Consider the following 24170-nt stretch of genomic DNA (forward strand, 5'->3'; position numbering starts at 1 on the left):
CCGATCGTCGATCCATCCAGCCATCCGCCATGAGCACCCAACCACTGCCCGCCGAGATCCAGGACCGGTACATCGTGCCCGGCCTGGAGCGTGGCCTGCGCCTGCTGGCCGAGTTCAGCGCGCGTGACCGCGTGCTGTCGGCGGCCGACCTCGCGCGCCGGCTCGACGTGCCCCGCTCCACGGTGTTCCGCCTGCTGGCGACGCTGGAAGCCACGGGCTACGTGGAGCGTGCCGACGGCGGCCGCGAATACCGGCTGGGCCTGGCCGTGCTCCGGCTCGGCTTCGACTACCTGGCCTCGCTGGAGCTGACCGAACTGGGCGCGCCGCTGCTGAACAAGCTGCGCGATGAAATCGAGTACCCGTGCAACCTCGTGGTGCGCGATGGCCGCTCGGTGGTCTACGTCGCCAAGTCGGCGGCGTCGCGCCCGTTCGCCAGCAATGTCAACGTGGGCACGCGCCTGCCGGTGCATGCGACCGTGCTGGGGCGCGTGCTGCTGGAAGACCTCTCGCTGGCGCAGCTACGCGAGATCTATCCGGAGCCGCAGTTGCAGATCTACTCGGACAGCACGCCACGCACCGTGGACGCGCTGTTCGAGATGGTGCAGCAAGACCGCTCGCGCGGCTACGTGCTGCACGAAGGCTTCTTCGAAGCCAGCATCTCCACCATCGCCGCGCCGGTGCGCGACCGCACCGGCAAGGTCACCGCCGCGCTGGGCGCCACGATCCCGGCGTCGCGCATCGACCCGGAGCAGCTCGGGCTGATGGTGGAGCGGGTGAGGGAATCCGCGCGCGAGCTGTCGCGGCTGCTGGACTACCGGCCGCATCGCGCCAACGGGCACGGCAAGGTCGTGTCTTTACATCGGGAATGAGCAAAAGAGGGGAGTGAGGACGATGTCCATGATTCAACTCGACGGCAAAGTGGCCGTCGTGACCGGCGGGTCCTCCGGCATCGGGCTGGCGACCGTCGAACTGTTGCTGGAAGCCGGCGCCGCCGTGGCCATGTGCGGCCGTGACGAACGGCGCCTGCGCCAGGCCGAGGCCTCGCTGCGCGCGCGTTTCACCGGCTGCCGCCTCTACGCGGCCCAGTGCGACGTGCTGCAGGCTGCGCAGGTCAACGCCTTCGCCGCCGACGTGGCGCGCGAACTCGGCCCGGTGGACATGCTGGTCAACAACGCCGGCCAGGGCCGCGTGTCGACCTTCGCCAGCACCGAGGACGCCGCGTGGATGGAGGAGCTGCAACTGAAGTTCTTCTCCGTGATCCACCCGACCCGCGCCTTCCTGCCGCAACTCGAGCAGTCGGGGCAGGGCGCCGTGGTCTGCGTGAACTCGCTGCTGGCTACCCAGCCGGAGCCGCACATGGTCGCCACCTCGGCGGCGCGCGCCGGCGTGCACAACCTCGTGCGCTCGCTGGCCACCGAATTCGCGCCGCGCGGCGTGCGCGTGAACGGCATCCTGATCGGGCTCGTCGAGTCCGGCCAGTGGCGCCGCCGCTTCGACGCGCGCCCGGAGGAAGACCGCCACCTGGACTGGACCGCGTGGACCGCGCGTCTGGCCCGCCAGAAGAACATCCAACTGGGCCGTCTCGGCCTGCCGCAGGAAGCCGCGCGCGCCATCCTGTTCCTTGCCTCGCCGTTGTCTTCGTACACCACGGGCAGCCACATCGATATTTCCGGAGGACTCTCCCGTCATGCGTAACGAACAACAACAAGTCACCGTGGGCTGCGCCATCGCGGCCTTCCTCGAACAATGCGGTGTCAAGGCTGCCTTCGGCGTGATTTCGATCCACAACATGCCCATCCTCGACGCGATGGGCGAGCGCGGCAAGATCCGCTTCGTGCCGGCGCGCGGCGAAGCGGGCGGCACCAATATGGCCGATGCCTACGCCCGCACCACGGGTGGCCTGGGCGTGTGCCTGACCAGCACGGGCACGGCGGCGGGCAATGCCGCCGGCGCGATGGTCGAGGCCCTGACGGCCGGCACGCCGATGCTCCACATCACCGGCCAGATCGAAACGCCGTACCTGGACCAGAGCCTCGCCTATATCCACGAGGCCCCGGACCAGCTCACCATGCTGAAGGCCGTGTCGAAGGCCGCCTTCCGCATCCGCAGCGCCGACACCGCGCTCTCGACCATCAAGCTGGCCGTGCAGACCGCGCTGACGGCGCCGACCGGCCCGGTCAGCGTGGAAATCCCCATCGACATCCAGGCCGCGCTGATCCCGATGCCGGCCGACCTGCAACCGCTGCCGGTGCCGCAGCACCAGCCCTCGGCCCATGCGCTCGACGCGCTGGCCGACCAACTCGCCAAGGCCCGCCGGCCGATGCTGTGGCTCGGCGGCGGCGCGCGCCACGCCAGCCAGCAGGTCAAGCGCCTGCTGGACATGGGGTTTGGCGTGGTCACCTCCACGCAGGGTCGCGGCATCGTGGCGGAGGACGATCCGCGCTCGCTGGGCGCCTACAACCTCCACAAGCCCATCGAAACCTTCTACCAGACGTGCGATGCGATGCTGGTGGTCGGCTCGCGCCTGCGCGGCAATGAAACCCTGAAGTACGAGCTGAAGCTGCCGCGCCCGCTGCTGCGTATCGACGCCGATCCGGCCTCGGAAGGTCGCTGCTACCAGAGCGACCACTTCGTCAGCGGCGACGCCGCGCTGGCGCTGGATGGCCTCGCCGATCGGCTTGAAGGCCGCCTGAAAGTGGACTCCGGCTTCGCCGCCGACCTGCGCCGTGCCCACGACGTGGCCGTGGGCGCGCTGGTGGACGGCCTCGGCCCGTACAGCGCGCTGGTGCAGGCGCTCCAGCAGGCGGTGGGCCGCAACTTCAACTGGGTGCGCGACGTCACGGTGTCCAACAGCACCTGGGGCAACCGTCACCTGCAGATTTTCGATTCCCGCGCCGGCGTGCACGCGCTCGGCGGCGGTATCGGCCAGGGCCTGGCCATGGGCATCGGCGCCGCCATCGGCGCGGCGGCCACGGCTTCGGGCAAGAAGACCTTCACGCTGGCCGGCGATGGCGGGTTCATCCTGAACCTGGGCGAACTCGCCACGGCGGTGCAGGAGCGTGCCGACATGGTCATCGTGCTGATGAACGACAAGGGCTACGGCGTGATCAAGAACATCCAGGACGCGCAGTACGGCGGTCGCCGCCACTACGTGGACCTGCACACGCCGGACTACGCCCAGCTCTCGAAGTCGCTCGCGCTGCGTCACCGCCGTGTGAGCAACCTCGCCGACATCGGCGCGGCGCTGGAAGAGGCCACGGTCGAGCCGGGCCCGTTCCTGCTGGAAATCGACATGCTGTCCATCGGCAGCTTCAAGACCGTGTTCGCCGGCCCGCCGGTCAACAAGCAGCAGCCGATTGCAAGCCCGACTTCCAGCCCCGTATCGACCCCGGCGGCAGCAGCCGCTGCGGCGGCGGCTTAAGCCAACCAGGAGAACGTCCATGCTGCATGTGTCCATGGTGGGTTGCGGGGCGATTGGCCGCGGCGTGCTGGAACTGCTGAAGTCGGACCCGGATGTCGTGTTCGACGTCGTGATCGTGCCGGCGGGCACGATGGACGCGGCACGCGGCGCGCTGTCGGCGCTGGCGCCCAATGTGCGCGTGGTCACCGGGCTGGCCGATGGCGACCGTCGCCCGGACCTGCTCGTGGAGTGCGCGGGCCATCGCGCGCTGGAGGAGCATATCGTGCCGGCGCTGGAGCGTGGCATTCCGTGCATGGTGGTGTCAGTCGGCGCGCTGTCCGAGCCGGGCATGGCCGAGCGCCTGGAGGCGGCAGCCCGCCGTGGCAACACGCAGGTGCAGCTCCTGTCGGGCGCCATCGGCGCCATCGACGCGCTGGCTGCCGCCCGCGTGGGCGGTCTGGACGAAGTCATCTACACCGGCCGCAAGCCGGCCCGCGCCTGGGCCGGCACGCCGGCGGCCGACCTGTTCGACCTCGACGCCCTGACCGAAGCCACGGTGATCTTCGAAGGCACCGCGCGCGACGCCGCGCGGCTCTATCCGAAGAACGCCAACGTGGCCGCCACGGTCTCGCTGGCCGGGCTCGGCCTGGACCGCACGTTGGTCAAGCTGCTGGCCGACCCGCACGCGGAGGAGAACGTCCACCACGTGGAAGCACGCGGCGCGTTTGGCGGCTTCGAGCTGACCATGCGCGGCAAGCCGCTCGCGGCCAATCCCAAGACGTCCGCGCTGACCGTGTTCAGCGTGGTGCGCGCCCTCGGCAACCGCGCCCACGCGGTGTCGATCTGAAGTGAATCTGACATGAGCACACAACAAGTCCTCCCGATCTGCATCGCCGGCGCCTGGCGCCTGGGTTCGGGCGACCGCTACGCCACTCGCTACCCCGCCACCGGCGAAGTCGTGGCCGAACTGAACGCGGCCAGCCTGGCCGATGTGGAAGAAGCCGTGCAGGGCGCCCATCGCGCCTTCCTGACCAGCGGCTGGGCGCAGCGCAAGCCGCATGAGCGCGCCGCCGTGCTGTACCGCGTGGCCGAGATGATCCGCGCGCGCGCCGAGCCGCTGGCCCAGCGCCAGCGCCTGGACAATGGCAAGCCGATCAGCGAGACGCGTGCGCTCGTCGCCAGCGCCGCCGGCACGTTCCAGTTCTTCGCCGCCGCCTGCGAAACCATGGAGGAATCCATCACGCCGCAGCGGGGCGACTGCCTGACCATGAGCGTCTACGAGCCGATGGGCGTGGTGGCCGCCATCACGCCGTGGAATTCGCCGATTGCCAGCGAGGCACAGAAGATGGCGCCCGCGCTGGCCGCCGGCAACGCCGTGGTGGTCAAGCCGGCCGAGGTAACGCCGCTGATGGCACTGGAACTGGCCGCGATCTGCGAGGAAGCTGGCGTGCCCCGGGGCCTGATCAGCGTGCTGCCGGGCAAGGGCTCGGTGATCGGCGACGCCATCACCAAGCATCCGCTGGTGCGCCGCGTGTCGTTCACGGGCGGCACCACCACSGGCAAGCACATCGCCCACATCGCCGCGGACAAGATGATGCCGGTGTCGCTGGAACTGGGCGGCAAGTCCCCGACCATGATTTTCGACGACGCCGACCTGGACCACGCGGTGAACGGCGTGCTGTACGGCATCTTCAGTTCGTCGGGCGAATCGTGCATCGCCGGCTCGCGCCTGTTCGTGGCACGCGCGCAGTACGAGCCGTTCATGGACCGTCTGGCCGCCGCCGCCGCCAGGCTGCGCGTGGGCGATCCGGCCGACGAACGCACCCAGATGGGCCCGCTGATCACCGACCGGCACCGCGACAGTATCGAGTCCTACGTGGCGACGGGCGTGGAAGACGGCGGCCAGCTGCGCACGGGCGGCATGCGCCCGGACGTGGCGGGGCTGGCCAACGGCTACTTCTACACGCCGACCATCATCGAAGGGCTCGATAACCACGCGCGCATCTGCCAGGAGGAGATCTTCGGGCCGGTGCTGGTGGCGATGCCGTTCGACGACGAGGACGACCTGATCGCCCAGGCCAACGACAGCATCTACGCCCTGGCCGCCGGCATCTGGACGCGCGACTACAAGCGCGCCTGGCGGGTGGCACGATCCGTGCAAGCCGGGAACGTGTGGATCAACACCTACAAGCAGTTCTCGATCTCGACGCCGTTCGGCGGCTGGCGGGACAGCGGCCTGGGCCGCGAGAAGGGACGACTGGGCATCCTGCAATACATGGAACAGAAGGCCGTGTACTGGGGCCTGAACGAACAACCGCTGCCGTGGGCCAACTGAGCCCGGGTATCAACCGGCAGGACGGAGAAGCAAGATGAAGGTATTGGGAATCGACGAAATCACCTACGGCGCCGACGACTTCGACGCGTGCCGAGGCTTCTTCAGCGACTGGGGCCTCACGGTCAAGCGCGACGACGCCGAGGCGCTGGACTTCGAAACGCTGAACGGCTGCCGCGTGCTGGTGCGCAAGATCGCCGATCCGGCGCTGGCGCCGGCCATCGAGGACGGCCCCACGCTGCGCGAGGTGGTGTGGGGCGTGGCGGACCAGGCGTCGCTGGAGGCGATTGCCGATGCCATCGGCGCCGAGCCGACCTTCGTGCGCCAGCAGGACGGCGCGCGCGTGGGCTGCACCGACCCGAACGGGCTGGCCGTGCGCTTCCAGGTCTCGCGCAAGCGCGAGGTGGAGGTGGAATGCGCGGTGATGAACACGTGGAACGACAAGCCGCGCCTGAACCAGCGCAGCCCGGTCTACGAGCGCGCCGCGCCGATCGAGGTGGGCCACGTGGTGTTCTTCGTCACGGACGTGCAGGCCACCGAGCGCTTCTATGTGGAGAAGTTCGGCTTCGTGCAGTCGGACAACTATCCGGAGCGCGGCGCCTTCCTGCGCTGCGCGGCCGAGGGCGGCCACCACGACCTGTTCCTGCTGCAGCTGCCGCAGCCCAAGCGCGGCCTGAACCACGTCGCCTTCACGGTGCGGGACATCCACGAGGTCTTCGGCGGCGGCATGCACATGTCCCGCACGGGCTGGGACACCCAGCTCGGCCCGGGCCGCCACCCGATCTCGTCCGCCTACTTCTGGTACTTCAAGAATCCGGCCGGCGGCCTGATCGAGTACTACGCCGACGAGGACCAGCTCGACGCCCACTGGGAGCCGCGCGCGTTCGAGCCGGGCCCGACCGTGTTCGCCGAATGGGCCATCGAGGGTGGCATCGACGGCAATACGCGCCGGCAGAAGAACGCCGGCGGCCCGCAGGGCAAGTTCCTCACGGAAAAGCGTTGAATCGGTGTTGAAGTCGCTGTTGCCTCTGGCGAGGCAAGCATTGAGAAGGAAGCAGTCATGAGTGCCAGTCAATCCCTGACGATGCGCGTGCAGGCCATGCGGTTCGAGGCGCGCGGTGTGGTCAGCATCGAGCTGCGCGACCCCAGCGGCGCCACCTTGCCCGAATTCAGCCCGGGTGCGCATATCGACCTCCACCTGGCCAACGGCCTGGTGCGCAGCTATTCGCTGTGCGGTGCGCCCGAGGCGCGCGACCGCTACACCGTGGGCGTGCTGCAGGACCGCAACAGCCGGGGCGGCTCGCGCTTCGTGCACGAGCAGCTGCGCGTGGGCAGCACGCTCACCGTGGCGACGCCGCGCAACCACTTTGCGCTGGACGAGGATGCCGCGCACACGGTGCTCGTGGCCGGCGGCATTGGCGTCACGCCCATCGTCTGCATGGCGCGCCGGCTGGCCGAGCGCGGCCGGGCGTTCACGCTGGTGTACTGCGCCCGTTCGCGGGAGGAGGCGGCCTTCGTCGACACCCTGTCGGTCTATGGCGACGCCGTGCGCTTCCATTTCGATGACGAGCAGGGCGCGCCGCCGGACCTCCAGGCGATGCTGGCCGGGCAGGAGGCCGGCACGCATTTCTACTGCTGCGGCCCCGGCCCGATGCTCAACGCCTTCGAGGCCGCCTGCGCGGCCCACGGCTACGCCAACGTCCACATCGAGCGCTTTGCCGCCGACCCGGCCACCGAGGCGGTGCAGGAGGGCGAGTACAGCGTCACGCTGCAACGCACGGGCGCCAACGTGCGCGTGCCGTCCGGCAAGTCGCTGCTCGATGCCCTGCTGGAAGCCGGCGTGGCAATGGAGTACAGCTGCCGGGAAGGCGTGTGCGGCTCGTGCGAGACCGCCGTGCTCGACGGCTGCCCTGACCACCGCGACAGCGTGCTCAGCAACAGCGAGCGCGCCGCCAACAACACCATGATGGTGTGCGTATCCGGATGCAAGGGCCAGCGGCTCGTGCTGGATCTCTGAGCCGCCGAGGAAACCCCCACCGATGTATATCGATAGCGTAGACGGCGCGGCATCAGCCAGCGCCACGGCCCCCGCACACCCCCAGGCCAACCCCCGCGCCGTTACGCGCGGCCAGATCATCGCCCGTATCGAGCGGATGCCCGGCAACGCGATGCATATCCGCGCCCGGCTGCTGATCGGCCTCGCCACCTTCTTCGACGGCTTCGACGTGATCGCCATCGCGGCCACGCTGCCGCTGCTGATCGCCAACTGGTCGCTCACGCCGGGCCAGATCGGCTTCCTGATCGCGGCGCCCTCGGTGGGCCAGCTGGTCGGCGCGCTGCTGTTCCCGGCGCTGGCCGAGCGCTTTGGCCGGCTGCGTTCGGTGGGCTGGAGCGCGGGCATCATCGGCCTGATGAGCATTGCCTGCGGCTTCGCGCCGTCGTTCGAGATTTTCGCGCTGCTGCGCATCATCCAGGGGCTGGGGCTGGGCGGCGAACTGCCGGTGGCGGCCACCTATATCAACGAGGTCACCCGCGCGCATGGCCGGGGCCGCTTCGTGCTGCTGTACGAGGTGGTGTTCCCGATCGGGCTGATGGTGTCCAACGCGATGGGCGCCTTCCTGGTGCCGCGCTACGGCTGGGAGGTGATGTACTTCCTGGGCGGGGTGCCGATCGTGCTGTTCTTCGTGCTGCGCAAGCTGATTCCCGAGTCGCCGCGCTGGCTGGCCGAGAAGGGCCGGCTGGGCGAGGCCGACGCGGCGCTGAGCGCCTTCGAGGCCCGCGCCAAGCAGCCGCTACCACCAGTGGGCGATACCTCGGCCTTCGACGCCATGGCGGCCCGCCACCCGCGCCGCCGCGTGCGCGACCTCGTCGGCCGCGCCTATATCGGCCGCACGCTGGCTGTGTGGATGCTGTGGGCGACCTGCGGTTTCATCCAATACGGGCTGTCGACGTGGCTGCCCACGGTCTACAAGACCGTCTACCACGCGCCGCTGCAACTGGCGCTGAACCTCGCGGCGGGCGCCTCGGTGCTGGGCGTGGTCGGGTCGCTGATCTGCGCGATGGTGGTGGACAAGGTGGGCCGCAAGCCGGTGATCAACGTGTCCTTCGTGCTGTGCGCGGTGTCGCTGGTGCTGGCGGGCGTGTTCCACGCCTCCACGGTCTACGTGGTGGCCACGTTCTGCGCGCTGGCGATGGGCTTCCTGGCCTGCGGCTTCATCACGGCCTATGTCTACACGCCGGAGCTGTACCCCACCAGCATCCGCGCCATGGGCTGCGGGCTGGGCGGCGCGTGGCTCAAGATCTCGGCGATCTTCGCCCCGGGGCTGATCGCCAGCACCATCGGCAGCGGCAACCTGAGCCTGGCGTTCTACGGGCTGGCTGTGGTGCCGCTAGTGGCCGCCGTGACGGTGTTCTTCCTCGGCATCGAGACCAAGGGTCAGGTGCTGGAGGCGCTGGAGGCCTAGCCTCGGCAACGCTGAAGGGGGTCAGTCGCGGCCGGCGCCGGTGCAGATGCCGTGCAGCTTGCGCAGGCCCGTGTACAGCCCGTGGCGCTCCTCGGGCGTCAGCAGGCGGATCACCGATGCCTGCCCGCGCTGCGCCAGCGGAATCACCTGCGCATGGAGCGCCTCGCCAGCGGGCGTGATGCGGCAGATCAGGCGCCGGCGCGGCGTGCTGCCTTCCGACTCCAGTGTGACGAGCCCCCGGTCCTCCAGCAGCCGCAGGGTGCGGCTGACCAGCGCCTTGTCCGAGGTGGACTGCTTGACCATCTCCGCGAAGGACAGCTCCTTGCCATGCGCCAGCAGCGCCAGCATGCGCCATTCCGGCACGGTCAGTTCGAACTGCGTGGCGTACGGCTCGGTCACGCTGCTGCGCAGCGCCGTCACTAGCTGGCTCAACATCGTCGTCAGGAAGTCGTTGACGGTCAGTCCCGTGCCCGCCTCGTCGAGTTGGGACCAGGGATCTGCGGCCGGAGTGGCTTGTTCGTGTGCGGAGGTGGGGCTGGACATGGCGAAGTGGAAGGCGGGAAAGGATGCCGCGGAATGTCGCGGGATGCCGCAAGACGGCCGGAAACCGGCGGCGATTGTCTCACAGCTGGCGGGGCCCGCAACTTTGTACCACGCAGCAAAACACGACAGATCACAAGGGCTATGTCAATCCGGGATTAACTTAAGTTGAGTCATCAACAAAGTCGCCCTAATCTGAATTCGTTCCTGATGTGAATCCGGGTTTCATAGATAAAACATATCTGCTAGGGTTCGGAGTGGAGACGTGCGGGGGCTCGTGCTGTGCGCGACGCCGCATGTTATACGGATCCGTTGCCAGCCGGCTGAAGTGCGAAAAGCCGGCGGCAGGACCGAACGCTACGCAGAGAGAGACCATGAACCAGGACCTTCCCAGAGAGGAAACGCAGCAGGAAACGCAGCAGGAAGTACAGGACACACAAGATAAGTACATCGTGCCGGGGCTCGAACGCGGGCTCAGGCTGCTGGGCGAGTTCAGCAGCAAGGACCGCACGCTGTCGGCGGCGGAGCTGGCGCGGCGGCTGAAGGTGCCGCGCTCGACGGTGTTCCGGCTGCTGGCCACGCTGGAGATGATGGGCTTCGTGGAGCGGACCGACGGTGGGCGCGAGTTCCGCCTCGGCATGGCGGTGCTGCGGCTGGGCTTCGACTACCTGGCCTCGCTGGAGCTGACCGAGCTGGGCCGGCCGTTGCTGGACCGCCTGCGCGACGACATCCACTACCCGTGCAACCTGGTGGTGCGGGATGGCCGGTCGATCGTGTACGTGGCCAAGTCGGTGGCGGCGCGGCCGTTCACCAGCACGGTGAACGTGGGCACCCGCCTGCCGGCGCATGCCACGGTGCTGGGACGCGTGCTGCTGGAAGACCTCTCGCTGGAGGCGCTGCGGGAGCTGTATCCGGAGCCACGGCTGGAGGTGTACTCGGACAGCACGCCGCGCACCGTGGAAGAGCTGTACGAGATGGTGCAGCGTGACCGCCAGCGCGGCTACGTGCTGCACGAAGGCTTCTTCGAGGCCAGCATCTCGACCATCGCCGCGCCGGTGCGTGACCGCACCACGCGCGTGGTGGCGGCGCTGGGGGCGACCATCCCGGCAGCCCGGATCGATCCGGCGCTGCTCGATTCGATGGTCGAGAAGGTGCGCGAGGCGGCAGGGGAGCTGTCGCGCCTGCTGGATTACCGGCCGACCCTGCAGGGCAGGGTGGCCAACGAATGACGCCGGGCTGATGCCCCGGCGGATGGCGAAATCACGGAAGGAACGGGGCTGGCATGAGGAAAGCACGGTGGATGGGGATGGCGGCAGTGCTGCCGATGGTGGTGATGGTGGCGATGGGAGCAGCGGGTATGGCACAGGCCGCCCCGGCCTGTCACACAGTGCGGATCGTGGTGCCGTTCCCGGCCGCCGGCCCGGCCGACCAGCTTGCACGCACGCTGTCGCAGGGGCTCCAGCAGCTACCCCACCGCAAGGCCGCCACGATGGTCGTCGACAACAAGCCCGGCGCCAACGGCAATATCGGCATCGACGCGGTGCGCCGTGCGACGGGCGATGGCTGCACCTGGCTGGTGGTGCCGGCCGGCAACCTGACCATCAACCCCACGCTGTTCCCCGCGCTGTCCTATCAGGTCACGCGCGATTTCCGGCCCGTCTCGCTGCTGGCCAGTTCGCCCAACGTGCTGGCCGTGAACCCGGCGGTGAAGGCGCGCACCGTGCCGGAACTGATCGCGCTGGCGAAGCAGGCGGATCAGGCGAAGTCGCCGCTCGGCTACGCCAGCCCCGGCGTCGGCAGCGGCCTGCATCTGGCCGGCGAGCTGTTCCGCAACAAGGCCGGCGTGACCATGCTTCATGTCCCTTATAAAGGCACCACCCAGGCCGTGACCGATGTGGTGGGCGGGCAGGTGCCCGTGCTGTTCGGCACGTGGCCCACGCTGGCGCCGTTCATCCAGTCCGGCGCGCTGCGCGCGCTGGCCGTCACCCAGTCGAAGCGCTCCCCGGCGGCGCCGGACGTGCCGTCGCTGGCCGAGCAGGGCATGCCCGGCATCGACGTCAGTTCCTGGTACGCCCTGCTGGTGCCGTCCGCCACGCCCCAGCCGCTGGCCGATGCGCTGGCCGCCGATGTCCGTACGCTGTTCGCCACCGCGAGCGTGCGCGATGACCTGAAGCGCCAGGGCCTCGAGCCCGTGGCCAGCACCCCCGACGCCCTGGCCGCGCGCATCCGCGACGACACCGCGGCGTGGGCCACGCTGATCCGCACGTACCACATCACGGCGGAATAGCCTCCGGGCGTCCCTCAGACGCCCCTCCCCAAGTTTCCAACCCAGTCGTACCTGGCCGCACCCTGCGCCGTGCAGGGTGGCCTGCGGCCGTCATTTCAGCGTGACTTCTTGCACGAGCGAGGGCAATCATGGATTTTGTGTTGAACGGAAAAGCGACCCGCTTCGACGGCGACGGCGATACGCCGCTGCTGTGGGTGATTCGCGATGACGCCGGCCTGACCGGCACCAAGTACGGCTGCGGCATCGGCGCATGCGGCGCCTGCACCGTGCATGTGGATGGCAACGCGCAGCGGTCGTGCGTGACGCCGGTCTCCAGCGTGGCGGGCCGCAAGGTCACCACCATCGAAGGGCTCTCGCCGGACCGCTCGTCCAAGGTGCAGCAGGCGTGGATCGCCAAGGACGTGCCGCAGTGCGGCTACTGCCAGTCCGGCATGGTCATGGCGGTGACGGCGCTGCTCAAGCAGAATCCGCACCCCACCGACAAGGAGATCGACGCCTCGGTCAGCAACCTGTGCCGTTGCGCCACCTACCACCGCATCCGGGAGGCCGTTCATGCTGCCGCAAAGTAACCCCATCGCCAGCCCCGCGCGGCGCGGCTTCCTGAAGGGCGGCATGGCGCTGGCCGGCGCGCTTTGCATTCCGCTGCCGGCGCTGGCCTCCCGCACCGTGGACAGCGGCCCGCACGGCACGCACGAGATCACGGACTGGATCTGGATCGAGCCGAACGGCAAGATCACGCTCGGGCTGTCGCAGTGCGAGTGCGGGCAGGGCGTCTATACCGGCATGCCGCAGGTGCTGGCCGATGAACTGGACGCCGACTGGCAGCAGGTGGCCGTGACCTTCGTGACCGGCCGGGACGCCTACCGCACCGGCGCCGCGTACGAGGAGCCGCAGCAGTTCGTTGGCGCGTCGATGTCCGCCACGCTGTTCTACCAGCGGCTGCGCGTGGCCGGCGCGCAGGCGCGCGAGGTACTGGTGATGACCGCCGCCAAGCGCCTGCAGGTGCGCCCGGGCCAGTGCTACACGGAGAAGGGTCGCGTCTATCACGGCGCCACGGGCCGCTCGTTCAGCTATGGCGAGCTGGCCGAAGAGGCGGCGAAGCTGCCGCTGAACCCCACGCCGCGTCTCAAGAACGAAGCCGCGCACCAGCTCATCGGCAAGGACCTGCAGCGGCTGGACACCCCGGCCAAGGTCGATGGGTCCGCCGAATTCGGCATCGACGTGAAGGTGCCGGGCATGCTGTACGGCGCGCTGAAGTTCGCCCCCACCGTGACGGGCAAGGTCACCGGCCTGCGCAACGCCGAAGCCGTCAAGGCCATGCCGGGCGTGCAGGCCGTGGTGCAGGCGCCGGACGCGGCCATCGTGGTCGCCACGAGCTACTGGCTCGCCAAGAAGGGCGCCGATGCGCTGGAGCTGGAGGTCGATCCCGGCCCGTCCAGGTCGCTCGACAGCGACCAGATCCTGGCCGCGCGCCAGGCCGCGCTCGGCGCCCCCGAGGCCGTGGTGGCGACGCAGCTGGGCGACCCGGACGCGGTGCTGGCCGCCGGCGGCAAGCTCGTCGAGGCCGATTACCACACGCCGTACATCGTCCACGCCACGATGGAGTCGGTGAACGCCACCGTGCACGTGCGCGAGGACGCCATCGAGGTCTGGGGGCCGATCCAGGGCCAGGACTTCGTGCGCAACGCGCTCGGCAAGCTCTACCAGCGCAAGCCCGAGACGATCATCGTCCACACCACCTTCCTTGGTGGCAGCTTCGGGCGCAAGTTCCTGCCGGACTTCGTGGTGCACGCGGCGCGCGCCTCGGCGGCGGTGGGCAAGCCGGTCAAGGTCATCCGCTCGCGCGAGGACGACATCCGCCATGGTTTCTACCGGCCCGGGGTGTCGGGGCGCTTCCGCGCCGTGCTCGACGACAAGGGCCTGCCGCGCGCGCTGCATGCCCGGCTGACCGGCCAGTCGCTCTACGGCGTGATCAAGGCCGAGCGCATGGCCAAGCAGGGCGGCTGGGACGAGACCATGCTGGAAGCGCTCTACGACTGCGTCTACCGCGTGCCCAACCTGAAGGTCGACATGATCGACATGAAGCAGCCGATTCCGGTCAGCTTCATGCGCAGCGTGGGCTCCACGTCGAGCATCTTCATGCTGGAGAGCTTCGTCAACGAGATGGCCGACGCGGCCGGCATGGACCCGTACCGCTACCGCCGCGCGCTGCTGGCGCACAACCCGCTGGCGCTGCGGGTGCTGGACGCGGCGGCCAAGGCGGCGAACTGGGACCGCAAGCCGGCGCCCGGGGTGTCGCGCGGGTTCACGTTCAACCTCTACACGGGGCGGGGCGAGGCGTTCCAGACCTATGTGGCGATGGCGCTGGAGCTGGAGCGCAGCGGCAAGGCGTTCCGGGTGCGGCGCGTGGTCTGTGCGGTGGAGTGCGGGCGGGCGATCAACCCGAACCTGATCCGCGCCAATATCGAGGGCGGCATCGGCTTTGCGCTGACCAACACGCTCAAGAGCGAGATCACGTTCAAGGCGGGCGTGGTGCAGCAGAGCAACTTCCACGACTATCCGCTGCTGCAACTGGCGGAGATGCCGAAGATCGACGTGGTGATCGTGCCGAGCGACCGGCCCCCGCAGGGCTGCGGCGAGGTGTCGCTCGGCCCGGTGGCGCCCGCCGTGGCGCACGCGCTGTACTTGGCGACCAAGGCCCGGCGCAGGTCGATGCCGATGAAGCTGGAGGCTTGACGGTGGCCCGCTAGCGGGAGAGGGGCCGGGGGAGAGGGGCGGCGTATCCCGAAGCCGTTTAGCGCTTGCCCGCCCGATACCCCAGCAGCGCCGACAGGTCCTTCGCTGCCGCTTTCACTTCCTTTTCCACCCGTTCGCGCAGCGTGCCGTCCGCTTCGAAGCGCTGCTGCGGGCCGGCCACGCTGATCGCGGCGATCACGTCACCCGTGGCATCCATCACCGGCGCGGCGCAGGCGTCGATGCCCGGCTCGAAGGCCGAGAAGCTCCACGCGCAGCCGCGCTCCAGGTCCGCGCCGAGGATCTCCGCCAGCCTGGCGTGCGTGGCGGGGCTCTGGCCGGTCACGGTGGGCAGCGGGTCATCGCCCAGCCGCTCGCGCAGCGCCTCGGGCGACAGGTGCGCAATCAGCATCCGTCCCGGCGTGGTCAGGTGCGCCGGCACGCGGCTGCCGACCTGGATGTTGCTGACCAGCCCGGTGTTGGGCATGTCCCGCAGCAGGTAGAGCACGTGGCCGCCGTCCGGTACCGCCAGATAGGCCGACAGTTGCAGTGAGCCGCTCAGCTGCGCCAGCACGCGCCGCGCGAAGGTGGTGAGGTCGTTCGCCGCCAGCACGCGTGACGCCAGCTTCAGGAACGAGAACCCCACCGTGTGCCCGCCCTGCGGCAGCCGCTCGACCATGCCCTCGTGCTCCAGCGTGGCCAGCAGGCGCATCACCGTCACGCGGTTCACGTCGATGCGCCGGCCCACCTCGCTCAGATTGGCCGTCGAACCGCCTTCGGCAATGAAGCGCAGCAGCCGCAGGCCGCGCATGACCGGGGTCACGAGCGCCTGCGACGCGCCGCTGGCATCGTCGCTATCGAACGCATTGGGGTTGTCGAGGGAGTCGTCTGGCGCGGCGGTCTTGGGCATCGGCACGTGGAAAAGAAAAACGGAACGGGTGCAGGCAGGATCAGCCGAGCGCCACGTTCCAGGCGTTGTAATCGTACACCCAGTCCGCGTTGCCGCCGGCCTTGAGCCACTCGTTGCCGCGCGAGCCGATCTGGATGCGGCTGGTGCGGTCATGGCGGGCCGCCTGGTAGCGCGCCAGCGCCTCGGGGATGGTGTCGTCGCTGGCCTCGGCCAGGCAGCGCGCCAGCACCACGCCGTCCTCGATGGCCATGCCGGCGCCCTGCGCCATGAACGGCATCATCGGATGGCAGGCATCGCCCATCAGCGCGATATGGCCGGTCGACCAGGACGGCAGCGGGTCGCGCACGTACAGCGCGGAGATCAGCACGTCGTCGCAGGCGTCGAGCAGTGCGCGGGCATCGGGATGGAAGCCGGCGTAGGCGGCGCGCAGGTCCTCGACCCGGCCCGGCGTGGTCCAGGACTCGTTGCGCCAGCTGTCCTGCGCCACGGTGGCGAACACGAAGATCTCGCGGCCACGATTGAGCGGGAAGGTCACGATCTGGCTGGTCGGCTCGGGCCCCCACCACTTGGTGAAGGCGCCGAGATTGGGCACGCCGGCCAGCTTCTCCGCCGGCACCACGGCGCGGTAGGCCACCACGCCGGTGAAGATCGGGTGTTCCTCGCCCAGCAGGGCCGTGCGGACGATCGAGTGGATGCCATCGGCGCCGATCAGCACGTCCACCTCCTCGGTATTGCCGTTGGCGAAGCGCAGCGTGGCGCCGCGCCCGCCGTCCTTCGGCGCGATGTGGGTGGCCTTATGCGCCAGCCGCACGCAGGCGCCCGGCACGGCGGCTTCCAGCGCGGCCATCAGGTCGCCCCGGTGCATGGTGAGCTGCGGCGCGCCGTAGCGCTGCTCGGCTTCGTCCGACATGGCGAGGCGGGAGGTTTCCGCGCCGGTGTCCCAGGTGCGGCTGATGCGGTGCGTGGGCCGGGCCGCCGTTTCGCGCAGCGCGGCGCCCACGCCCAGGCCGTCCAGCGCGCGCACCGCGTTCGGCGTGAGATTGATGTCCGCGCCGACACGCGCGAACCGCGCCGCCTGCTCGTAGACCACGACATCCATGCCGAGCTTGCGCAGGGCGATGGCGGCGGCCAGTCCGCCGATGCCGGCACCGTTGATGCCGATCTTTCCTGAAACCATGGGGGCGCTCCGTCTTGTGGCCGATGCGTTACGCGTCGGCCGGCTGCTCAATGAAATGTTCAAATATGAACGACAAGTTCATAAAAAGAATATTGAGCATGGCGCGCCCCGTCAAGCGAGGAATCGAGCTATCTATTTAGGTGGCATCGCGGCGTGACGGTTCGATCGCCTGCTGAAGCGTGCGCGTCACCGGCGTATCGGTGGGGCTGACCACCGCATAGGAGTAGCGGCCCTGCCGCCAGTACTGCGCCAGCAGGTTGCCGTCCTGCCGGTTGCCGTTGCCGAAGCGCAGCAGGTTGCCCGGCGGCCGTACGTAATAGACGATGGTCTGGCCCTGGTCGTTGCGGTACAGGACCATCGCCGCCGTGCCCTGCTCGGTCGGCATCAGCCGCCCGCCGGCGGGCCGGAAGCCGTACTGGGTGAAATCGGGCAGCGGGGCGGGCTGGACGAAGTGACGGTCGAGCCAGGACTGGAGCGCGCGCGGATCGGTCGCGCTCACATCCACCACCTGCGGCCCCTCGCTGGCCGCGAACATGCGGTAGGCCTGCACGGCGTCGGCCATCGGCAGATAGTTCTGGCGCATGGCGAGTTCGCGGGTCTGCCAGCCGCCCACGCCGCCGATGCCGAGCGCCATCACCAGCGAGGCGGCCACGGCCATGCGGCGCTGCGCGCGGTCGCGCAGGGTGCGGCGGATGCGGAAGGGGTCGAGCCGCGCCGGGGTGTCCGCCGGGGAGGGCTCCGGCAGGCTCGCGCGCAGTTGCTGGGCGGCGGCACGGATGGCGTCGATCTGGCGGGCGAGGTCCGGGTGCGTGGGCAGCAGCGCGTCGATCTGGGCGCGGCGCGCAGTGTCGAGTTCGCCATCCACATAGGCGTGGAGTTCGGCGTCGGCGGGCATCAGGGAGTGTTGGGTCGTCTTGTGGATGGTCATTTCAGGACCTGGACGGTGGGACGGGCGGGTTGGCCTTCGGTCATGTCGCGCATGGCTTTGCGGGCGCGCGACAGCCTGGACATGATGGTGCCGATGGCCACGCCCAGCGTATCGGCGGCTTCCTGGTAGGTCAGGCCCTCCACGGTGATCAGCGTGAGCAGCGCACGCTGCTCGGCCGGCAGGTGGTTGAAGGCTTGCAGCGCGGAGCGGGCCAGCACCACGTCCTCGGTGGAGGGCGCCATGTCGGCATCGTCACCCACGCCGAACAGCGCCAGCACGCCGGCGTAGCGCTTGGCGCGGCGCTGGCCGTCGAGGAACTGGCGGTACAGGATTGTGAACAACCATGCGCGCAGGTCGCCGTCGTGGTGGCGGGCGGCGCCGCGCGACAGCGCGCGCTCCAGGCACGCCTGCACCAGGTCGTCGGCGCTCGCCTCCTGCCGGGTCAGCGTGAGGGCGAAGCGACGCAGGCGCGGAATGACTTCGCGCAGGGCGTCGTCGGTCAAGGTCTGGCTCATGGCGAGTGTCCGGAAAAGTTCTTGTACCGCTTGCAGCGTAAGACGAACGGCATGGGCGCTTATTCCCGCCATGCCCGACTTTATTCCATCGCCACTGAATAAAAATGTGAAGTGTCGGAATTGTCTTACGTACATTTCAGCAGCGGTCTTCTGCTTCGATCTGGTGGGGAAACGTAACCTGCAAGTACAGCGTGGCCATGACGCAGCGAGTGTGATGCAGCGTGTGGCTAGAACAGGGTTCCGTCCAAAGGATCCACCAAGAAAAGGAGCACGACATGATGACCAAAAAGTGGCTTGCCGCAGCAATGTGTTCGATGATGTTCGCCGCCCCGGCAGGCGTCGCCTACGCCCAGGCCGGCTCCAAAGCCGACTACGACGCCGCCACGAAGCAGGCGGATGCGGACTACAAGGCGGCCAGCAGCAAGTGCGATGGCCTCAAGGCCAACGCCAAGGACGTCTGCAAGGCCGAAGCCAAGCGTGACCGTGACGTGGCCAAGGCCAACGCCGAAGCCAAGCGCGACGGCACCGAGAAAGCCCACGCCAAGGCCATGAAGACCAAGGCCGACCGTGACTACGACGTCGCCAAGGAAATGTGCGACGACAAGAAGGGTAACGACAAGGACGTGTGCGTGAAGGAAGCCAAGGCCACGCACGAACGTAACCTGGCCCCGGCCAAGACTGAGAAGGCCGCCGCCACGGGCACCAGCACCGATGTGGCCGAAGCCCGCGCCGACGCCAAGAAGGACACCGTGGACGCCGCCTACAAGGCTGACAAGGAAAAGTGCGATGCGATGTCCGGCGATGCCAAGGACAAGTGCCAGGCCAACGTGAAGGCCAAGTACGCCAAGTAATCCAATCCGTCGGATAGCCAACAGGAGTGGTACATGAATTGGGACCAGATCGAAGGCAAGTGGGAACAGGCCAAGGGCAAGGTCAAGGAGAAGTGGGGCCAGCTCACCGACGACGACCTCACGGTCATCAACGGTAAGCGGGACCAGCTCGCTGGCCGCATCCAGGAGCGCTATGGCTACACCAAGGAGCGCACCGAGGAAGAACTGAAGGCCTGGGAACGCGACACGCGCTGGTAATCCAGCACGGGCCGGCAGCGATGCCGGCAGGCATTCCGCACGGCGGGACGATCAGTCCCGCCGTTTTTGTTTCCCCACGGAGCACCATTCCCCTTCGGTGGGGCAGGGCCGTAACCGTTGCGAATTCAGCGCGGCTTAGGTCTGAATACAGCCAATTTTAGTGCGGACAGATCACGCACGCCGTACCATGGCGGTCCCTCCTGCTGCGCCGCGCGCATCGCGGCTGTGCATGTACGCGATCCTTCCCGCCTTCGTTTCCGCGATCTTCCTTGGGTATGGGCTCTATGTGCTCGTGACCCAGGGCGTGACACGCGTGTCGGCGGCGTTCTTCCTGATGTGCGTGACCACTTTCGCGTGGCAGGGCACCTGGGCGTTCCTGTTCCAGGCCACGCACCCGGACGTGGCGGTGGTGCTCGCCAAGGTCGGCTACCTGTTCATCCTGTTCCTGCCGACCACGTTCTATCAGTTTATTTGCGAGGTCACCGAGTGCCGCCGCGAGCGGCCCGCCGTGCTGGCCTCATACGGCCTGAGCCTGATCCTCGCCGTGCTGCTGCTGACCACGAGCCAGGTGGTGTCCGGCTACTACACCCTGTTTTTTGGCGATTATCCGAAGGCCGGGCCGCTGCATCCGCTGCATGTGGCGCAGACCGCGGTGCTGGCGTGCCGGTGCGCATGGCTGCTCTGGGTGGCGCGCGCCAATGCCACCGTGGAGCGCCGCCGCCGCTTCAATCTCTGTCTGGTAAGCCTGGGCCTCTATTCGCTGGCTGCGGTCGACTACGCGGTCAACTACGGCTACGCGTTCTATCCGCCGGGCGTGGTGTGCATCGCGCTGAGCCTGGGCATCCTCGCCGTGACCGTGGTGCGCTACAACCTCATGCATCCGTACTCGCTGGCGGCCACCGTGGCGCACGAGGTGCGCACGCCGCTGGCCACCATCCGCATGCAGGCGCAGGAGATGGCGCGGACCTTCCCGCAGGTCATCGAGGGCTACCGGCTGGCCGTGGCGCACGGGCTGATCGAAGATCGCCTGCGGCCGGGGCAGCTTGAGCGCATGGGCACGGTGGTGGAGGGCATCACGCGCGAGGTGGATGGCACCAGCACGGTCATCGACATGGCGCTGGCCTCGGTCACGCTGGAGCGTGTGGATCGACGCAGCTTTGCCCCGCACGGGCTGGCGGCCTGCGTGGAGGCGGCGCTGGCGCGCTACCCGTTCCAGCCCGGCGAGCGCGAGCGCGTGCACCTGGCGCCGATGCCGGCCGGCTGGCGCTTCGTCGGCTCGGACACGCTGCTGGTCTACGTGCTGTTCAATCTGCTGAAGAACGGCCTCTACGCCGTGCGTGCGCAGGGCGAGGGCGGGATCGAGATCTCGGGCGCGGCCGAGGGCGGCTTCTACCTGCTGCGCTGCCGCGATACGGGTTCGGGCATTCCCGCCGATGTGCTGCCGCGTATCTTCGACCCGTTCTTCTCGACCAAGGCGCACGGGAGCGGCAACGGCCTCGGGCTGGCCTTCTGCCGTCGCGTGGCCGAGGCGTTTGGCGGCCGCATCGACTGTGAGTCCGTGCCGGGCGTGCACACCACCTTCACGCTGCGGCTGCCGCGCTTCCACGCCACGGTGGAGCCGGACAGCCCCTTCCCCACGCGCGCCACCGGCTGAACCAGCCCGACGGCGCGCGACTCATCAGTTAGTCAGCGGCGGCAGCACCAGCTCGTATTCCTTCACCTTGTCGATGATTTCCTTCGGGAAGCGCGTGATGCGCTTGTCCCGGTCCGCGAACACGATCTGCTGGTAGCCCAGCGACACCGGCCGCCCCTCCACGCAGAAGCGGAACAGCAGGTAGGCCGAGCACTGGCGCACCTGGAAGGTGTTCAGGTAGCAGTCCACGCGCTGGAACGGGAAGGTTTCCTCCACGTACTCCTGGTGGGCGCGCTTGGTCACGAACACGCCGCCGGCGGCCAGCAGGTTGCCGTGGATGCACTCGTGGAACCAGCGCTCGCGGCAGATGCCCTGCCATTCGAAGTACCGGGCGAAGTAAGTGTTCATGAACGCATTCGAATCCTTGAGATAGATGTCGATCGCATGGTGGAAGGTCTTTTGAGGCGGGGTCTCCAGTACGTCCTGGCCAAGCAGGGCCGTACCGCGGTTCAGCACTTGCGGGATCACGTCTCGCATCAACATGGAATGACTCCTTTAGATGGCTGCAAAGCGGCAGCCACGCCCGCCCCGGCGTCGCGCGGGGCATGGAGGCATTCTGCGGGGCTTTGTCACCGGCCATGGGCGGACGTGGAGGGGTAAACACACGCGAGAGCGGCGCCAGATAAGGGGGAGAGGAAGGGGTTTGCCGTAAACCCTAGTAGTCTAGCCAACTAGACTTTTATAAAGTCGCCTTATCTTATTAGTGCGCATCTCGCGCCGCGCATGTCCGACGCCGCCGCCCAACTTCTCTCCCGCAGCCGCGAGCCGGTCTATCTCCAGCTCGCCACGATCTTCCGCCGGCAGATCGAGAGCGGCGCATGGCGGCCCGGTGAGCAGATTCCGTCACTCGAGGCGCTGTGTCGCGAATACGGCGTCGCGCGCATGACCATGCACCACGCCATCTCCCAGTTGGATGCCGAAGGGCTGGTCGCGCGCTCGCGCGGGCGGGGCACCTTCGTCAAGGCGGCAGGGCGTGACCGTCGCCCGCTGGCGCTGCCGACCAGTTGGGATCAGGCCGTGGCCGTGGGCGATCGCCTGTCCACCGAGGCCATCGTCGAATCCACCGCCGACGTGCCGCTGCCGGATGACCTCGGCATGCCGTGCGACGCCCGCCGCGCCGCCGCCTATCACTTCCTGCATCGCGCCCATCGGCTGGACGGCCGGCCGTTCGCCGTGGGCGAGGTCTATATAGAAGCAGCCGTGTTCGCGCGCGAGCCCGAGGCATTCCGCCAGGGCGCCTCGGTGCCGGTGCTGGACCGCTTTCCCGGCCTCCAGGTTTCGGCGGCGCGCCAGCGGCTGTCCATCGTGGCGGCCGGCGGCGACGCCGCCAAGGCGCTGGAGCTGCCAGTCGGCGCGCCGGTGGCGGAGTTGCGCCGCTTCGCCTGCGTGGACGACGTGATCGTGTACTACGCGCGCATCGAGTTCCCGACGGAATTCGTCTGCCTAGATTTCGACTTGCTGGCATCACGTGGTTGATGCCGCACATTATTCAGATCCCACTCAACAAATAACCCGAACGGAACCCGAGACATGGAGACGACCCAATCCCCGATGAACGGCGCGGAAAGCCTGGTCAAGACGCTGCTGGCCTGCGGCGTGGATACCTGCTTCGCCAACCCCGGCACCAGCGAGATGCATTTCGTGGCCGCGCTGGACCGCATTCCCGGCATGCGCTGCGTGCTGGGTTTGTTCGAGGGGGTGGTGACCGGCGCCGCTGACGGCTACGCCCGCATGGCCGACAAGCCGGCCGCCACGCTGCTGCACTGCGGCCCGGGCCTCGCCAATGGGCTGGCGAATCTCCATAACGCACGGCGCGCGCAGACGCCCATCGTCAACATCATTGGCGATCAGGCGACCTACCACCGGCCGCTCGACGCGCCGCTGACCGCCGATACCGAAGGCTGGGCGCGCCCGGTGTCCGTGTGGACGCGCACGGCCACCCGTGCCGCCTCGGTAGGGGCTGACGCCGCCGTGGCGGTGCAGGCTGCGCGCGGCGCGCCGGGTGGTGTCGCCAGCCTGATCCTGCCGTCAGACGTGTGCTGGGATGCCGGCGGCCAGGTGGCCGCGCCGCTGCCGGCGCTGCCGGTGCCCAAGGTTTCCCCGGACGCCGTGCAGAACGCCGCGCGCGTRCTGCGCAGCGGCCAGCCCACGCTGATCGTGCTGGCCGGCAGCGCGCTGCGCGAAGCCGCGCTGGCCGATGCGCACCGCATCGCCGCCGCCACGGACGCGCGCCTGATCACGCCGATGTCCAACGCCCGCGTCACGCGTGGCCGGGGCCGGCTGGCCGTCGACCGGATTCCGTATTCGGGCGATGTCGCGCGCGCCAAGCTCGCCGGCATCCGCAACGTGATCCTGGTGGGTGCGCCGGCGCCGGTGACGTTCTTCGCCTACCCGGGCCAGTCGCCGCGCCCGTACCCCGAGGACGCCAATATCCATGTGCTGGCCCGTGCCGAGGAAGACCTGGCCGAGGCGCTGGCCCGGCTGGCCGACGAACTGGGTGCCCGCAACGCCGCGCTGCCGGCTGCCGCCACCCAGGTGCCGCGCGAGACCGCCAAGGGCGCCGTGACCTCCGAGGCCGTGGCGCAGACGCTGGCCGCGCTGCTGCCGGAGCAGGCCGTGGTGGTGGAGGAGAGCGTGAGCTTCGGCCGCGCCTTCTATCCGGGCACCGTGCACGCCGCCCCGCACGACTGGCTGCAACTGACGGGCGGTGCGATCGGCGCCGGCCTGCCGCTGGCCACCGGCGCCGCCATCGCCGCACCGGACCGCCGCGTGGTGGCCCTGCAGGCCGATGGCTCGGGCATGTACACGCTGCAATCGCTGTGGACCATGGCGCGCGAGAAGCTCGACGTCACCATCGTGCTGCTGGCCAACCGCAAGTACGCGATCCTGCTGGGTGAGCTGGCCGGTGTGGGCGCCAACCCGGGCAAGACCGCGCTCGACATGCTCGACCTCGGCAATCCGGACCTGGACTGGGTCAAGATGGCCAACGGCATGGGCGTGGAGGCCGCGCGCGCGGACAACATGGAAACCTTTGCCGATCTCTTCGCGATGGCCAACCAGCGCAAGGGCCCGTTCCTGATCGAACTGGTGATCTGACCCGCCT

At 68.8% G+C, this 24170-nt stretch carries 23 protein-coding genes; 17 read left to right on the forward strand and 6 right to left on the reverse strand.

Going from position 1 to position 24170, the window contains the following annotated elements:
• Positions 1 to 29: 29 nt before the first annotated feature.
• Genes AC1DEL_RS25570 through AC1DEL_RS25605 form a run of 8 tightly spaced genes read left to right on the forward strand, consistent with a single transcriptional unit; the run spans position 30 to position 9196 of the window.
• On the forward strand, positions 30 to 869 hold the full coding sequence (locus tag AC1DEL_RS25570) for an IclR family transcriptional regulator (protein WP_477108577.1): 840 nt from the start codon (positions 30 to 32) through the stop codon (positions 867 to 869).
• A 22-nt stretch (positions 870 to 891) separates the two neighbouring features.
• A complete protein-coding gene (locus AC1DEL_RS25575) occupies positions 892 to 1695 on the forward strand; it encodes an SDR family oxidoreductase (protein ID WP_092293439.1) in 804 nt (267 codons plus the stop codon).
• The gene (locus AC1DEL_RS25580) at positions 1688 to 3421 is read left to right on the forward strand and encodes a thiamine pyrophosphate-binding protein (RefSeq protein ID WP_092293437.1); all 1734 of its coding nucleotides are present in this window, start codon (positions 1688 to 1690) and stop codon (positions 3419 to 3421) included. Before AC1DEL_RS25575 ends, AC1DEL_RS25580 begins: the two co-directional genes overlap by 8 nt.
• Before the next feature lie 19 nt (positions 3422 to 3440).
• Positions 3441 to 4247, forward strand: coding sequence for an aspartate dehydrogenase (locus AC1DEL_RS25585; protein ID WP_477126384.1), 807 nt, complete (start codon positions 3441 to 3443; stop codon positions 4245 to 4247).
• Between the two features lie 12 nt (positions 4248 to 4259).
• A complete protein-coding gene (locus tag AC1DEL_RS25590; RefSeq protein ID WP_441593660.1) occupies positions 4260 to 5735 on the forward strand; it encodes an aldehyde dehydrogenase in 1476 nt (491 codons plus the stop codon).
• Positions 5736 to 5769: 34 nt separating this feature from the next.
• Positions 5770 to 6735, forward strand: coding sequence for a VOC family protein (locus tag AC1DEL_RS25595; protein ID WP_477126385.1), 966 nt, complete (start codon positions 5770 to 5772; stop codon positions 6733 to 6735).
• 57 nt (positions 6736 to 6792) lie between these two features.
• Positions 6793 to 7749 (forward strand): PDR/VanB family oxidoreductase, encoded by a 957-nt coding sequence (locus AC1DEL_RS25600; protein WP_477108580.1) that lies wholly within the window; start codon positions 6793 to 6795, stop codon positions 7747 to 7749.
• Between the two features lie 22 nt (positions 7750 to 7771).
• Positions 7772 to 9196 (forward strand): MFS transporter, encoded by a 1425-nt coding sequence (locus AC1DEL_RS25605; protein ID WP_477126386.1) that lies wholly within the window; start codon positions 7772 to 7774, stop codon positions 9194 to 9196.
• Positions 9197 to 9217: 21 nt separating this feature from the next.
• Here AC1DEL_RS25605 and AC1DEL_RS25610 read toward each other — a convergent pair whose 3' ends face one another.
• Positions 9218 to 9739, reverse strand: coding sequence for a MarR family winged helix-turn-helix transcriptional regulator (locus AC1DEL_RS25610; protein WP_092293426.1), 522 nt, complete (start codon positions 9737 to 9739; stop codon positions 9218 to 9220).
• Positions 9740 to 10110: 371 nt separating this feature from the next.
• Between AC1DEL_RS25610 and AC1DEL_RS25615 the strand changes: the two genes are divergently transcribed.
• The 4 genes from AC1DEL_RS25615 to AC1DEL_RS25630 all read left to right on the forward strand — a co-directional run bounded on the left by AC1DEL_RS25615 (position 10111) and on the right by AC1DEL_RS25630 (position 14759).
• A complete protein-coding gene (locus AC1DEL_RS25615) occupies positions 10111 to 10965 on the forward strand; it encodes an IclR family transcriptional regulator (RefSeq protein ID WP_092293424.1) in 855 nt (284 codons plus the stop codon).
• A 95-nt stretch (positions 10966 to 11060) separates the two neighbouring features.
• Entirely contained in the window at positions 11061 to 12023 is a 963-nt protein-coding gene (locus AC1DEL_RS25620; RefSeq protein WP_477126397.1) for a tripartite tricarboxylate transporter substrate binding protein, read from the forward strand.
• Positions 12024 to 12151: 128 nt separating this feature from the next.
• A complete protein-coding gene (locus AC1DEL_RS25625) occupies positions 12152 to 12592 on the forward strand; it encodes a (2Fe-2S)-binding protein (RefSeq protein ID WP_092293420.1) in 441 nt (146 codons plus the stop codon).
• Complete coding sequence (locus tag AC1DEL_RS25630; RefSeq protein WP_477126387.1) at positions 12576 to 14759, forward strand: xanthine dehydrogenase family protein molybdopterin-binding subunit; 2184 nt, start codon at positions 12576 to 12578, stop codon at positions 14757 to 14759. The genes AC1DEL_RS25625 and AC1DEL_RS25630 overlap by 17 nt, the downstream gene beginning before the upstream one ends.
• 58 nt (positions 14760 to 14817) lie before the next feature.
• Here the strand turns inward: AC1DEL_RS25630 and AC1DEL_RS25635 are convergent, their stop codons facing one another.
• From AC1DEL_RS25635 to AC1DEL_RS25650, 4 genes are all read right to left on the reverse strand, one after another.
• Complete coding sequence (locus AC1DEL_RS25635) at positions 14818 to 15666, reverse strand: IclR family transcriptional regulator (RefSeq protein WP_441593665.1); 849 nt, start codon at positions 15664 to 15666, stop codon at positions 14818 to 14820.
• A 40-nt stretch (positions 15667 to 15706) separates the two neighbouring features.
• On the reverse strand, positions 15707 to 16843 hold the full coding sequence (locus AC1DEL_RS25640; RefSeq protein WP_477108583.1) for an FAD-dependent monooxygenase: 1137 nt from the start codon (positions 16841 to 16843) through the stop codon (positions 15707 to 15709).
• Positions 16844 to 16979: 136 nt separating this feature from the next.
• Complete coding sequence (locus AC1DEL_RS25645; protein ID WP_092293412.1) at positions 16980 to 17771, reverse strand: anti-sigma factor family protein; 792 nt, start codon at positions 17769 to 17771, stop codon at positions 16980 to 16982.
• Positions 17768 to 18286, reverse strand: a complete 519-nt coding sequence (locus AC1DEL_RS25650; RefSeq protein ID WP_441593667.1) for a sigma-70 family RNA polymerase sigma factor — start codon at positions 18284 to 18286, stop codon at positions 17768 to 17770. The genes AC1DEL_RS25645 and AC1DEL_RS25650 overlap by 4 nt, the downstream gene beginning before the upstream one ends.
• A gap of 278 nt (positions 18287 to 18564) precedes the next feature.
• Here AC1DEL_RS25650 and AC1DEL_RS25655 point away from each other — a divergent pair, with 278 nt between their 5' ends.
• The 3 genes from AC1DEL_RS25655 to AC1DEL_RS25665 all read left to right on the forward strand — a co-directional run bounded on the left by AC1DEL_RS25655 (position 18565) and on the right by AC1DEL_RS25665 (position 21028).
• Complete coding sequence (locus AC1DEL_RS25655; protein WP_092294329.1) at positions 18565 to 19137, forward strand: hypothetical protein; 573 nt, start codon at positions 18565 to 18567, stop codon at positions 19135 to 19137.
• Positions 19138 to 19170: 33 nt separating this feature from the next.
• The gene (locus AC1DEL_RS25660; protein ID WP_092293408.1) at positions 19171 to 19374 is read left to right on the forward strand and encodes a CsbD family protein; all 204 of its coding nucleotides are present in this window, start codon (positions 19171 to 19173) and stop codon (positions 19372 to 19374) included.
• A 229-nt stretch (positions 19375 to 19603) separates the two neighbouring features.
• Positions 19604 to 21028, forward strand: a complete 1425-nt coding sequence (locus tag AC1DEL_RS25665; protein WP_477126388.1) for a sensor histidine kinase — start codon at positions 19604 to 19606, stop codon at positions 21026 to 21028.
• 24 nt (positions 21029 to 21052) lie between these two features.
• Here AC1DEL_RS25665 and AC1DEL_RS25670 read toward each other — a convergent pair whose 3' ends face one another.
• Positions 21053 to 21550, reverse strand: a complete 498-nt coding sequence (locus tag AC1DEL_RS25670) for an acyl-CoA thioesterase (RefSeq protein ID WP_092293404.1) — start codon at positions 21548 to 21550, stop codon at positions 21053 to 21055.
• Between the two features lie 240 nt (positions 21551 to 21790).
• Here AC1DEL_RS25670 and AC1DEL_RS25675 point away from each other — a divergent pair, with 240 nt between their 5' ends.
• Together AC1DEL_RS25675 and AC1DEL_RS25680 are read left to right on the forward strand one after the other, a co-directional pair.
• Complete coding sequence (locus AC1DEL_RS25675; RefSeq protein WP_092293402.1) at positions 21791 to 22543, forward strand: GntR family transcriptional regulator; 753 nt, start codon at positions 21791 to 21793, stop codon at positions 22541 to 22543.
• Between the two features lie 75 nt (positions 22544 to 22618).
• Entirely contained in the window at positions 22619 to 24163 is a 1545-nt protein-coding gene (locus AC1DEL_RS25680) for an acetolactate synthase large subunit (protein WP_092293400.1), read from the forward strand.
• Positions 24164 to 24170: the final 7 nt, after the last annotated feature.

The organism is Cupriavidus sp. 10L43_2, assembly GCF_056395265.1.